The 12,441-nt window shown below is 66.7% G+C and carries 13 protein-coding genes; 6 read left to right on the top strand and 7 right to left on the bottom strand.

What is annotated here, in order from left to right:
* Positions 1 to 21: 21 nt before the first annotated feature.
* Genes sdhD through ACWV8V_RS03660 form a run of 3 tightly spaced genes read right to left on the bottom strand, consistent with a single transcriptional unit; the run spans position 22 to position 1,027 of the window.
* Complete coding sequence (gene sdhD, locus ACWV8V_RS03670) at positions 22 to 408, bottom strand: succinate dehydrogenase, hydrophobic membrane anchor protein (RefSeq protein ID WP_123728966.1); 387 nt, start codon at positions 406 to 408, stop codon at positions 22 to 24.
* Positions 405 to 797: a succinate dehydrogenase, cytochrome b556 subunit gene (sdhC, locus tag ACWV8V_RS03665; protein WP_046273608.1), complete on the bottom strand. Its 393-nt coding sequence runs from the start codon at positions 795 to 797 to the stop codon at positions 405 to 407. The genes sdhD and sdhC overlap by 4 nt, the downstream gene beginning before the upstream one ends.
* Positions 798 to 853: 56 nt before the next feature.
* Positions 854 to 1,027, bottom strand: coding sequence for a DUF1674 domain-containing protein (locus ACWV8V_RS03660; RefSeq protein ID WP_080341549.1), 174 nt, complete (start codon positions 1,025 to 1,027; stop codon positions 854 to 856).
* Positions 1,028 to 1,066: 39 nt separating this feature from the next.
* Between ACWV8V_RS03660 and ygfZ the strand changes: the two genes are divergently transcribed.
* Positions 1,067 to 1,936, top strand: coding sequence for a CAF17-like 4Fe-4S cluster assembly/insertion protein YgfZ (gene ygfZ, locus ACWV8V_RS03655; protein ID WP_455898959.1), 870 nt, complete (start codon positions 1,067 to 1,069; stop codon positions 1,934 to 1,936).
* Positions 1,937 to 2,022: 86 nt separating this feature from the next.
* Here the strand turns inward: ygfZ and ACWV8V_RS03650 are convergent, their stop codons facing one another.
* Positions 2,023 to 3,114: an ABC transporter ATP-binding protein gene (locus tag ACWV8V_RS03650; RefSeq protein WP_259260340.1), complete on the bottom strand. Its 1,092-nt coding sequence runs from the start codon at positions 3,112 to 3,114 to the stop codon at positions 2,023 to 2,025.
* A gap of 320 nt (positions 3,115 to 3,434) precedes the next feature.
* On the opposite strand from ACWV8V_RS03650, the gene zwf reads away from it, so the two are divergent.
* The 5 genes from zwf to ACWV8V_RS03625 all read left to right on the top strand — a co-directional run bounded on the left by zwf (position 3,435) and on the right by ACWV8V_RS03625 (position 9,421).
* Positions 3,435 to 4,874 carry a glucose-6-phosphate dehydrogenase gene (zwf, locus tag ACWV8V_RS03645; protein ID WP_123728963.1) on the top strand — a complete coding sequence of 480 codons (1,440 nt, stop codon included), beginning with the start codon at positions 3,435 to 3,437 and terminating at the stop codon, positions 4,872 to 4,874.
* On the top strand, positions 4,871 to 5,878 hold the full coding sequence (glk, locus tag ACWV8V_RS03640) for a glucokinase (protein ID WP_259260338.1): 1,008 nt from the start codon (positions 4,871 to 4,873) through the stop codon (positions 5,876 to 5,878). Before zwf ends, glk begins: the two co-directional genes overlap by 4 nt.
* Entirely contained in the window at positions 5,875 to 6,597 is a 723-nt protein-coding gene (gene pgl / locus ACWV8V_RS03635) for a 6-phosphogluconolactonase (protein WP_123728961.1), read from the top strand. Before glk ends, pgl begins: the two co-directional genes overlap by 4 nt.
* A 45-nt stretch (positions 6,598 to 6,642) precedes the next feature.
* Entirely contained in the window at positions 6,643 to 8,559 is a 1,917-nt protein-coding gene (gene edd, locus ACWV8V_RS03630; RefSeq protein ID WP_259260337.1) for a phosphogluconate dehydratase, read from the top strand.
* Between the two features lie 202 nt (positions 8,560 to 8,761).
* Positions 8,762 to 9,421, top strand: a complete 660-nt coding sequence (locus tag ACWV8V_RS03625) for a bifunctional 4-hydroxy-2-oxoglutarate aldolase/2-dehydro-3-deoxy-phosphogluconate aldolase (protein ID WP_019183264.1) — start codon at positions 8,762 to 8,764, stop codon at positions 9,419 to 9,421.
* A 55-nt stretch (positions 9,422 to 9,476) separates the two neighbouring features.
* On the opposite strand, the gene ACWV8V_RS03620 is transcribed toward ACWV8V_RS03625, so the two are convergent.
* The 3 genes from ACWV8V_RS03620 to ispG form a co-directional block, all read right to left on the bottom strand.
* The gene (locus tag ACWV8V_RS03620) at positions 9,477 to 10,124 is read right to left on the bottom strand and encodes a response regulator (protein ID WP_019183265.1); all 648 of its coding nucleotides are present in this window, start codon (positions 10,122 to 10,124) and stop codon (positions 9,477 to 9,479) included.
* A 222-nt stretch (positions 10,125 to 10,346) separates the two neighbouring features.
* Complete coding sequence (locus ACWV8V_RS03615) at positions 10,347 to 11,054, bottom strand: phosphatase PAP2 family protein (RefSeq protein WP_259260336.1); 708 nt, start codon at positions 11,052 to 11,054, stop codon at positions 10,347 to 10,349.
* Positions 11,035 to 12,300: a flavodoxin-dependent (E)-4-hydroxy-3-methylbut-2-enyl-diphosphate synthase gene (gene ispG / locus ACWV8V_RS03610; RefSeq protein ID WP_259260335.1), complete on the bottom strand. Its 1,266-nt coding sequence runs from the start codon at positions 12,298 to 12,300 to the stop codon at positions 11,035 to 11,037. The genes ACWV8V_RS03615 and ispG overlap by 20 nt, the downstream gene beginning before the upstream one ends.
* Between the last annotated feature and the right edge of the window lie 141 nt (positions 12,301 to 12,441).

The raw sequence follows: 12,441 nt of genomic DNA, 5'->3' as shown, positions 1-12,441 counted from the left end.
TTCCTGTCTTGGTGCCTGGACTCAGGCAACGCCGAGCGTAATGCGGGCGACCGCAAACACACTGACGATCGCGCCGAGCACGGCGATGAACTTCACCGTCGTCTGCAGCGCCAGGGCCAGCAGCGAATTGTGGATGTAGTCTTCCAGCACGACCTGCAGGCCGAGCTGGGCATGCCAGAACATCGCGACCAGGAAGCCGACCAGCAGCACCGCATTCCACGGCTTGGACACCGCGTCGGTGGCGGTCACGTAATCGGCGCCGATCAGGCTCAGCACGAACACCAGGAACCAGATGGTCAGGCCGACCAGCGCGGTGGCGGTCAGGCGCTGCATCACGAAGTGTTCGGTGCCGGTCTTGGCGGCGCCCAGGCCACGCACGTTCTTCAGCGGGGTACGGTACTTGTTCATGCGGCCGCTCCCATGAAGACATAGGCCCAGATCAGGGCGGTGATCACCAGGCTGGCGAAGACCGAGACCCAGCTGCTGCGCACGAAGGCGGGAATGGAGAAGCCGATCGCGAAGTCCTGCACGATATGGCGGATGCCATTGCACAGGTGGTAGGCGAAGGACCAGGTCCAGGCGAACAGGAAGAGCTTGCCGTACCAGCTACCGGCGTGGCCGGTGAAGCAGTTCCAGGATTCAGGACCCATCATCAGGGCGAGCAGGCCGCCGGCAATGATCAGGGCTCCAACAGACAGAAAGATGCCGGTCGCTCGATGCAGGATCGAGGTGGCCATCTGAATCTGCCAGCGATACACCTGAAGGTGCGGGGAAAGGGGACGTTCTCTGGCGGCCATTCGCTGGGCTCGTTATCTCGGCTGGGCGGCGCAATGCCGCGTTGGCTCAATGCTGATCAAAAATCGATGCAGCGTCCGTTTTTTTCCCAATCTCCGTACCGCACCGGATCAAGTCCGCCGCGGCCGCCGATTTCCAAAGGCACTGCCGGCGTCTCGGGGAGCGGCTGCTCCTCCGGTACCAGCGTGCCTTCAGCTTCAGAATCTGGAGTGGGGGTTGTTTGGCCTATCATGGGTGTTCTCGCAACGCACAAATTTTAGACCCCGTTCACGTGCCTGACAACCTGCCCTCCGATTTCGCCGGCTTTTCGCGCCTCCCCGGTCACCAGCTGCTCAGTCTCAGCGGTGCCGACGCGGCTGCGTTCGCCCATGCCCAATTCTCCAGCGACGTCACCGCCCTGCCCCTGCGGCATTGGCAGTGGAGCGCCTGGCTGACGGCCAAGGGCCGCACCATTGCTGTGTTCCAGCTGTTGCGGCTGGAGGAGGAGCGCATCGTGCTGGTGCTCGCCGACGGCGATGCCGATGCGATTGCGTCGCAATTGCAGCGTTTCGTGTTCCGCCGCAAGGTCCGGATCGAGCTGCGAAACGATCTGGCGGTGGTGGCGAGCTTCACCGCGCCGGAATCGGCCTCCGGGGCCGCGATTGCGCAACTTGCCGGCGAAAACCTCGAACTGGACCTGGGCAGCGATGCGCTTCCGCGCAGCCTGCGGATCGGTGCGGTCGATGCCGTGGCCGCTGCGGCCGACAGCGCGGATATCGCGCTCGCCTGGCGTCAGTCCGACCTGCGCTACGGCCTGCCGCGCCTGGATGCCGATCAGCGCGAGCAGTGGACGCCGCAGCAGCTCGGGCTGGACCGCCTGAACGGGTACAGCGTCAAGAAGGGCTGCTACCCGGGCCAGGAAATCGTGGCCCGCACCCATTTCCTCGGCAAGGCCAAGCGCGCCCTGCAGCTGCTGCGGGTCGTGGAGGGCACGACCAGCGGCACGCAGGTGCACCAGAACGCGGCGGCGATCGGCACGGTGGCCTCGGTGGCCGGTGACCTGGCCCTGGCCGTGCTGCCGCTGGAGATCGCGCCGGAGCCGTTGACGGTGGGCGGGGTTGAAGCCGCCCACCTGCCGTTGCTGGACGGTCTGGCGCGGTAAGCATCGCGGTCACGACCAGCGGTCGTGACCTGCCCCCCGGGTAGGCGCCGACCGTTGGTCGGCGAACCCCGTCACCCGTCCGCGCCTTACGCGTCGTTCAAGCGCTCGCCGGTGTCTGCGTCGAAGAAGTGCAGACCCTGCGGCTGGATCGCCACCCGGATCGGCTCACCGACGGACGGCAACGCCTGCGGCGCCACGCGCATCACCAACGGCTGGCCGCCACTGGTCATGTTGACGAAGATCTCGTTGCCGACCGGCTCGATGCCGTCGATCATCGCCTCGAACGCGGTCGCATCACCGGCAGCGGCAGGCTGCAGATGCTCCGGGCGCACGCCCACGGCAATCGCCTTGCCGACCCAGTCCTGCGCGATACGCGCCTGGCCCAGCGGCGCGGTCAGCGCCGTGTCCTGCACCGCAAACCCGTTCCCGGTGCGCTGCAGAGTGCCACGCAGCACGTTCATCGCCGGGCTGCCGAGGAAGCCGGCCACGAACAGGTTGGCCGGACGGTCGTACAGCGCCATCGGGGTATCGATCTGCTGGATGACGCCATCCTTGAGCACCACGATGCGCTGGCCCAGGGTCATGGCTTCGACCTGGTCGTGCGTCACGTAGATCATGGTGGTGCCCAGCTTGCGGTGCAGCTGCGCGATTTCCGTGCGCACGCTGTGGCGCAGTTTGGCATCCAGGTTGGACAGCGGCTCATCGAGCAGGAACACCGCCGGCTCACGCACCAGGGCGCGCCCCAGCGCAACGCGCTGACGCTGGCCACCGGACATCGCCTTGGGCAGCTTGTCGAGCATGTCGGTCAGGCCCAGCGTTTCGGCCGCCTCGCTGACCCGCTTGCTGATCGTCGCCTTGTCGTGGCCGCGCAGCTTCAGACCGAACGCCAGGTTCTCGGCCACGGTCATGTGCGGGTACAGCGCGTAGCTCTGGAACACCATCGCGATGTCGCGATCCTTGGGCGCCACGTCGTTGACCACGCGGTCGCCGATCGTCAGCGTGCCGCCACTGATCTCTTCCAGCCCGGCCACCATGCGCAGCAGTGTGGACTTGCCACACCCCGACGGCCCCACCAGCACCATCAACTCACCATCGGCCACTTCGAAGGTTGCGCCCTGCACGGCCACCTGACCGTTGTCATAGACCTTGCGAACGCCCTGCAGCTGCACTTTTGCCATATCACCATTCCAGTCCGCCCGGTCTCCGGGCTGTTATGCGGAACTGCCTTCGGCCCTCCCGATGGCAGGTCGATGGCGTGGTGCCGCATGACGGCGACCACTGCAATCGAATACAGTCTGCGCATTCTGCCATGTAAACGTTTTCACGTGGCACTATCCGATGGTCGGCCGTGACCTGATTGCCGGGGAGGATGCGAAATCTCTCCCGCCACCGGGTCGGCAGGCCATCATGTCGGGCAGACAAGCTACCCCGCCCGACCCCCGAGAACATAGACGAGAAGCGATTGACAACGATGTCACCCGGATCTGAAACTCGAGCGATGCACGACACCCTTTTCCTGTTTGGCGCCACAGGTGACCTGGCCCAGCGCTATCTGTTCCCCTCGCTGCTGCGATTGCTCGGCGACGGTCTGCTCCCCGAAGACTTCAAGGTCCGTGCGCTGGCATTGTCGCCGCACGACACCGAGGCCTTCCGCGAGATCCTGCGGCCGCGCCTGCAGCAGGCCATGCCGATGGCCAGCCAGGACGACATCCACTCGCTGCTGCAGCGCATCGACTACCGCTCGGTGGACCTGCGCAATCCCGAGTCCGTGGCCGAATCGGTGCATGACCTGGTCGACCGCCACTGCGTGAGCTACCTGGCGATTCCGCCGGGCCTGTACATCTCCACCTGCGAAGGCCTGGCCAAGGGCGGCGCACTGGCCGCACCGCACCGGCTGATGCTGGAAAAGCCGATCGGCAGCGACAGCGCCAGCGCCGAGGAGATCATCTCCACCATCGGCCAGTGGATCGACGAAGACCGCGTGTTCCGCCTGGATCACTACCTGGGCAAGGCCGCGGTGCAGAACCTGATCGCGCTGCGCTTCGGCAACACGCTGCTCGAGGCGGTCTGGAACCGCAACTACATCGAATCGGTGCACATCCTGGTCGCCGAGAGCGAGGGTGTGGATGGCCGTGACGCGTACTACGCCCGCTCCGGCGCACTGCGCGACATGGTCCAGAGCCACATCCTGCAGCTGCTGTGCCTGGTCGCGATGGAACCGCCAGCTTCGCTGGAAGCCGACCGCATCCGCGATGAAAAGGTCAAAGTGCTGCGCGCCCTGCGCCCGCTGGACGCCAAGCACGCCGCACGTGACAGCGTGCGCGGCCGCTACACCGCCGGCACCATCAACGGCCAGCCTGCGCAGGCCTACCAGCCGCCGGAAGGCAGCGACGTGGAAACCTTCGCCGGTGTCACCGCGCATATCGACAACTGGCGCTGGAGCGGTGTGCCATTCCACCTCGTCACCGGCAAGCGCCTGGCCGAGCGCACCACGCGCGTGGTGGTCAACCTCAAGCCGGTCACGCATTGGCTGTTCGAGCGCCCGGCCCGCGGCAACGCCACGCCGAACCGCATCACCTTCCAGCTGCAGCCGCAGGAGAACATCGAGCTGGGCCTGATGAGCTCGCTGGCGGGCCCGGAATGGGGCGCGCTGGAACTGCACCCGCTGGAACTGGAGCTGTCCGTACCCACCGGCCTGCACCGCCGTATCGCCTATGAACGCCTGTTCCTGGATGCCTTCAACGGCAACCATGCGCTGTTCGTGCGCGATGACGAAGTGCGCGCCGCCTGGGCCTGGATCGACAGCGTCAGCGATGCCTGGAAAGCAGCCAGCCTGCCGCTGCAGCCCTACCCGGCTGGCGAATGGGGTCCGCAGGAAGCCGCTGGCTTCCTGCCGGCCGATGTGGATGCCGAGGCCGGCCGCGGTGGCCAGGCATGACGCTGGTGTCCCAACCGGTCCTCGTGGCGGACATCGGGGGTACCAACGCACGCTTCGCGCTTGCCGATACCTCACTCGATGCCCCGCTGCAGCAGGACAGCATCCGCGAGTTCCGCGTCGCCGAGTTCCCCTCGCTGGGTGAAGCGGCACGCCATTACCTGGAAGAGATCGGCGCGCAGGCCAAGCGCGGCGTGTTCGCCGTGGCCGGCCGCGTGGACGGCGACGAGGCGCGCATCACCAACCACCCGTGGGTGATTTCGCGCATGCGCACCGCGCACATGCTCGGCTTCGACGAACTGCACCTGATCAACGACTTCGCCGCGCAGGCGATGGCCATCTCGCTGCTGCAGCCGCAGGACGTGATCCAGGTCGGCGGCGCAGCATGGGTGCCGGGCAAGCCCGGCCAGCCGCGCAACTATGCGGTGATCGGTCCGGGCACCGGGCTGGGCGTGGGCGGGTTGATCCTGCGCCACGGCCGCTGCTATCCGCTGGAAACCGAGGGTGGCCACGTCAGCTTCCCGCCCGGGACGCCGGAAGAGATCCGCATCCTGGAGATCCTCTCCGAGCAGTTCGGCCGTGTCTCCAACGAGCGCCTGATCTGCGGCCCGGGCCTGGTCAACATCCATCGCGCCGTGTGCGAGATGGCCGACATCGACCCGGGCCAACTGCAGCCGGTGGACGTCACCGCGCGTGCGCTGCATGGCGACCCGCAGGCGATGCGGACCGTGGATGTGTTCTGCGCGGTGTTCGGCGCGATCGCCGGTGACCTGGTGCTGATGCAGGGTGCCTGGGATGGCGTATTCCTGACCGGCGGCCTGGTGCCGAAGATGCTCGATTCACTGCAGCATTCCGGCTTCCGCCAGCGCTTTGAACACAAGGGCCGCTTCTCTTCGATCATGTCCAAGGTGCCGTCACTGGCCGTGATGCACCCCAGCCCGGGCCTGCTCGGCGCGGCCGCGTATGCGGCGGATGTGGAACGCGATCTGCCGGGAGGCACCGCATGAATACCCTGGATACGTCCGACCGTTTCACCTTGATCCGTCACGGCGATGCCGATGGCTGGATCGAGGCCGTGGCCGCCGAAATGGCCGCCGAGCTCAACCGCGACATCGCCGAGTTCGGCCGGGCGCGCATGTTGCTCTCCGGCGGCACCACGCCGGCGCCGATCTACCAGGCACTGGCCGAGCTGGATGTTCAATGGGACCGGGTGGAAGTGAGCCTGGTCGATGAGCGCTGGCTGTCACCGCAGGATCGCGACAGCAATGCCTGGCTGGTGCGGGAGAGCTTCCTCACCCGTGCCGAAGGCGCGCATTTCGATCCGCTGGTGCGGGTCGGCAAGCCGCTGCCCGAATGCGTCTACAGCGCCAACCTGCAGGCCCAGCACAGCCAGCGGCCGTGCCTGAGCGTGATCGGCATGGGCAACGACGGCCACACCGCCTCGCTGTTCCCGGGTTCGAAGGATCTGACCCGCGCCCTGGAAAGCACCCTGCCCTACGCGGCGCTGGATGCCACCGGCTGCCCCGGTGCCAATCAGTGGCCGCTGCGCATCACCCTTACGCCGCATGGCTTGAAGCAGAGCCGCCAGCGCCTGTTGCTGCTGCGTGGCAAGCAGAAGCTGGAAGTGCTCAAGCACGCGCTGGAAAGCAACAATCCGCAGCTGTATCCCATCCTCAATGCGATCGATCTCGACGGCGCGAAACTGCGCGTCCACTGGTGTGACTGAGTTGCCCCGGTGTTGTTCCGTTCGCCTTCTCATAGCCGGTAGCCAATGAGCCTGCATCCCAAACTCCATGCCATCACCGAGCGCATCGTCCAGCGCAGCGTCGCCTCCCGCGCCGCTTACCTGGCCGGTGTCGACGCGGCACTGCGCGACGGTCCGTTCCGTTCGCGCCTGAGCTGCGGCAACCTCGCCCACGGGTTCGCCGCGTGCGGCCCGACCGACAAGTCCCGCCTGCGCGGCGGGGTGACGCCCAACCTCGGCATCATCACCGCGTACAACGACATGCTCTCGGCACACCAGCCGTTCGAGCACTACCCGGAGATCCTGCGCGAGACCGCGCGCGAACTCGGTGCGACCGCACAGGTTGCCGGTGGCGTGCCGGCGATGTGCGACGGTGTCACCCAGGGCCGCGGCGGCATGGAACTGTCGCTGTTCTCGCGCGATGTGATCGCCCAGTCGACCGCAATCGGCCTGAGCCATGACATGTTCGACGCCAGCGTTTACCTCGGCGTCTGCGACAAGATCGTGCCCGGCCTGCTGATCGGCGCGCTGGCCTTCGGCCATCTGCCGGCGATCTTCCTGCCGGCCGGCCCGATGACCCCGGGCATCCCGAACAAGCAGAAGGCCGAAGTGCGCGAGCGCTATGCGGCCGGCCAGGCGACCCGCGAGGAACTGCTGGAAGCCGAAGCCGCTTCGTACCATGGCGCCGGCACCTGCACCTTCTACGGCACCGCCAATTCCAACCAGACCCTGCTCGAGGCGATGGGCGTGCAGATGCCGGGCGCCTCGTTCGTCAATCCGGATACACCGCTGCGCGACGCACTGACCCGCCACGCGGCCGTGCGTGCGCTGGAGATCAGTGCCCTGGGCGACGACTTCCGTCCGCTCGGCCGTCTGATCGACGAACGCGCGATCGTCAACGCCGTGGTCACGCTCATGGCCACCGGCGGTTCGACCAACCACACCATCCACTGGATCGCCGTGGCGCGTGCGGCCGGCATCGTGCTGACCTGGGACGACATGGACCAGCTCTCGCAGCTGATCCCGCTGCTGGCCCGGGTCTATCCGAACGGCGAAGCGGACGTGAACCGCTTCGCCGCGGCCGGCGGCACCGCGTTCGTGTTCCGCGAGCTGATGGAGGCCGGCCTGATGCATGCCGACCTGCAGACCGTGGCCGAGGGCGGCATGCACCAGTACGGCCAGGAGCCGGCGCTTCGCGACGGCAAGCTGACCTACATCGATGGCGTGCGCGAGAGTGCCGATCCGGATGTGGTGCGTGGCGTGGCCAATCCGTTCGAGTCGCAGGGCGGCCTGCGCCTGCTGCGTGGCAACCTCGGCCGCTCGCTGATCAAGCTGTCGGCGGTGAAGCCGGAGTTCCGCACGATCGAAGCACCGGCGGTGGTCGTCGATGCGCCACAGGTGCTGAACAAGCTGCACGCCGCCGGTGTGCTGCCGCACGATTTCGTGGCGGTGGTCCGTTACCAGGGCCCGCGCTCCAATGGCATGCCGGAGCTGCATTCGCTGGCGCCGCTGCTGGGCCTGCTGCAGAACCAGGGGCGCCGGGTGGCGCTGGTCACCGATGGTCGTCTGTCCGGTGCCTCGGGCAAGTTCCCAGCGGCAATCCATATGACGCCGGAAGCCTCGCGTGGCGGTCCGCTGGCACGGGTGCGCGAGGGCGACATCATCCGTCTGGATGGTGAGGCCGGCACGCTGGAGCTGTTGGTGGATGCGGCGGAATTCGCGGCACGTGAGCCGGCGCCGAACACCGCACCGGCGGCGCATGATCTGGGCCGCAATCTGTTCGCGATGAGCCGCCGTCTGGTGGGTCCGGCCGATCAGGGGGCGATGTCGATTTCGTGTGGGCCGGCGGCCGATGACGGCAGCATCTGGAATTACGATGCGGAATACGAGCTTGGGCATGATGCGGCGGCTGCGGAAGCGCCGCATGAGGGTAAGGACGCGTGAGCTGACGCAAAAGCGGCGGCCGGGTGTTCTGGTTGAGGCAGCGGGATGGCCCCAACCAGGACGCGCCGTGAACCCATACATGGGGGCTCGTTAAGCGGCATCCATGCCGCTTGACGGTCCTGGTTGGGGCCATCCCGCTGCCTCCGGACACTTTTCGGCGCGTTGTTGGCGTCGTACTTTTTGGAATAAGGATTGAAAACGCATGAGCATCGCCGAACATCAGAAACGCGCTGAAACCCTGTTGAAGGCTGCCGGCATTCTGCCGGTGGTGACGGTGCATACGCTGGATCAGGCCCGTGCGGTCAGTGCGGCGTTGTTGGAGGGCGGGCTGCCGGCGATCGAGCTGACGCTGCGTACGCCGGTGGCGATGGAGGCACTCGCCATGCTCAAGCGAGAGCTGCCGGATGTGGTGGTGGGTGCGGGCACGGTGTTGACCGTGGAGCAGATGCAGCAGTCCATCGATGCGGGTGCGGATTTCCTGGTCACGCCGGGTACGCCGGCGCACATGGCCGATGCGTTGGCGCAGGCACCGCTGCCGGTGGTACCGGGTGCGGCCTCGCCGACGGAAATGCTGGCGCTGTATGCGCGCGGCTTCCGGGTCTGCAAGTTGTTCCCGGCCTCGGCCGTGGGCGGGCTGGCGATGATCAAGGGTCTGGCCGGTCCGATTCCGGATCTGAAGCTGTGCCCGACCGGTGGCATCACCGAAGATACGGCGGCCGAGTACCTGGAGCAGAAGAACGTGGTCTGCATCGGCGGTTCGTGGATGGTGCCGGGCGGTTGGATCGAGCGCGGCGAGTGGGACAAGGTGCGCGAGAGTGCGGCCCAGGCCGCGAAGATCGTGGCGCGGGTCCGCGCGCACTGAACGAAAACGCCCGGGCATGCCCGGGCGTTTTTTTCATCCGCCGCCAGAACGCGGGTTACATCGGGCGTGCCGGATCCACCAGGCCGTACTGGCTGGCCATGCGCGCGAGCGCGATGTTGTCGTTGATGCCCATCTTCTCGAACAGGCGGGCCTTGTGCGTATTGACGGTCTTCGCGCTCAGGCTCAGGCGCTTGGCGATGTCTTCCTGGCGCAGGCCTTGGGTGAGCAGCAGCGCCACTTCCAGTTCGCGCGGGGACAGGGTGTCGAACGGCGAATGGTTACCTTCCACGTTCGACAGCGCCAGGTTCTGCGCGATGCTGTTGCCCAGGTAACGGCGGCCGAGTGCGGCATCACGCACCGCGCGCAGCAGTTCCTGTGCATCGCAGGCCTTGCCGATGTAACCGGACGCGCCGGCTTCGAGCAGGCGCTTGGGCATCGGGCCATCTTCAAGCACGGAGACGATCACCACGCGGGTGCCGTGATCGCCACGGACCACGCGCTCGGTGACTTCCATGCCACTCACGCCCGGCAGGTGCAGATCGCACAGCACGACGTCGGGCCGCAGACGGCGGATATCCGGCAGCGCATCTTCACCGCTCTCCGCCTCACCGACGACCTCGATGTCGGTCTCGTTGGAGAGGATCATCTTCATGCCCGTACGCACCAGAGCATGATCGTCCACCAGATACACTCGAATCGTCATCCGCCAACCTCGTCAAACACTGTGAACGGGGGCAAGCCTAGCCGCGGGATGTGGCGATCACAAGGAACCGGGTTCCCCATCATCGCGTTCTGGTCCGCGCATCACAGACGTGCTGTCCTGCCCCTCCCCCTACGCCTCTCATCCTAGCCTGTTCCAAAGGGACGGCCTATCGATGCGGCCGGCCTTCATGCCGTTTTCGGCCAGTTTACCGCCGTAATGCCCTCAGTGGCGGTGCCGCCACGGATGCCGGCGGCGGAACATGACCAGGAAGCACCCGACCACCCACACCAGGGCGGCACACCAGCCGGCCAGGATGTCGGAGGGGTAATGCACCCCCAGGTACATGCGCGAGATGCTCACCAGGACCGCAAAGGTAAGTGCAGCAAGGGCCACCGGCCAGCGCCAGCGGGTGTTCCAGGCCAGCAGCACCAGCGTGACGGCCAAGGTCATCGAGCCCATGGCGTGGCCGCTGGGGAAACTGAAGGTGCTCTCCGGGGCGATGGACTCCCACAGGCTGGGCCGGTCGCGCTGGAAGAAGCGCTTGCTGCCCAGATTCAACAGGGCCGAGCCGGCAAAGCAGATTGCGACGAAACTAGCCTCGCGCCAGCGTTTGCGCCACGCAAGCAGGCCCACGATCAGCACGTCGGCCGGAATCAGGAACCACTCGTAGCCCAGCTTTGAGAGCAGCACGAAGAACCGGTCCAGGCCCGGCGAATGCAGGGCGTGCAGCTTCCACAACAGCAGGTCGTCGAAGTAGATCGCTTCCAGCTCGTGCACTTCATCGGCCAGGGCCACGAAGCCCGCCAATGGCAGCAGCACGCCGACGAACAGCAGCACGAAGCGCCAGGCGTTGCGGCCCATCCAGTGGCGGACGCCGGCGGCCGGCTCCGCTGCGGCCAGCACCGCCGGCTTATCCAACGCGTCGGACATAGGTGCGTTCGACGTACTCATCGATCAGCGTGACGAAGTCCTGGGCGATGTTCTCTCCACGCAGGGTGACCGTCTTTTCGCCATCCACGAACACCGGCGCGGCCGGCGTTTCACCCGTGCCCGGCAGCGAGATGCCGATGTTGGCGTGGCGCGATTCGCCCGGGCCGTTCACGATGCAGCCCATGACGGCCAGGGTCATGTTCTCCGCACCCGGGTGGCTCACCTTCCAGACCGGCATTTTCTCGCGCACGTGGTTCTGCACGACCTTGGCCAGCTCCTGGAAGAACTCCGAGGTGGTCCGGCCGCAGCCGGGACAGGCCGTGACCAGCGGGGTGAAGGCCCGCTGCCCGGTGGTCTGCAGCAGCTCCTGGGCAACGATCACTTCGGCCGTGCGCGACTGGCCCGGTTCGGGCGTCAGCGAGATACGGATGGTGTCGCCGATGCCTTCCTGCAGCAGCACGGCCAGCGCCGCCGAGGAGGCAACGATGCCCTTGCTGCCGATACCGGCTTCGGTCAGGCCCAGATGCAGCGCGAAATCCGAGCGCTGGGCCAGGTCGCGGTACACCGCGATCAGCTCCTGCACACCACTGACCTTGGCCGAGAGCACGATGCGGTCGCGCGGCAGGCCCAGCTCTACGGCGGTCTCCGCCGAATCCAGCGCCGAGCGGATCAGCGCTTCGCGCAGTACCCGACCGGCATCCCAGGGCTGCGCGCGCTTGCTGTTCTCGTCCATCAGGCGCGCGGCCAGGGACTGGTCCAGCGAGCCCCAGTTGGCGCCGATGCGGACCGGCTTGTTGTAGCGGATCGCAAACTCGATCAGCTGCGCGAACTGGGTGTCTTTCTTCTTGCCGAAGCCGACGTTGCCCGGATTGATCCGGTACTTGGCCAAGGCTTCGGCGCAGGCCGGTTCCTGGGTCAACAGCTGATGACCGTTGTAGTGGAAGTCGCCGATCAGGGGGACATCGATCCCCATCATCTGCAGCTTCTCCACGATCCGCGGGATGGCCGCGGCCGACTCGGGATTGTTGACGGTCAACCGCACCATCTCCGAGCCTGCCCGCCACAGTTCGGCCACCTGCTTCACGCTGGAGGCGACATCGGCGGTGTCGGTGTTGGTCATGGACTGCACCACCACGGGATGGCCCCCACCCACGACCACGCCGCCGATACGGACGGGCTGGGTCTGGCGGCGGGCCCACACGGCGGAGTCGGCGGGTTGGGTCGGTCGGGTCACGGCGTCATGCATCCGCCTATTTTAGCGCGCCCAGCGCGCGGGTAGGTGCCCGCCGTTGCTTGGCACTCATGTTCCGTACCGCCCGCGCGCCGCGCGCCCCCGATGCGGCCGATTGTCGCAGGCAGGTCCGGTCCGGAGCGCATACGATGTGCG

The organism is Stenotrophomonas sp. Ker107b, from assembly GCF_053847245.1.
This window is presented reverse-complemented; position numbering and strand designations above follow the sequence as displayed.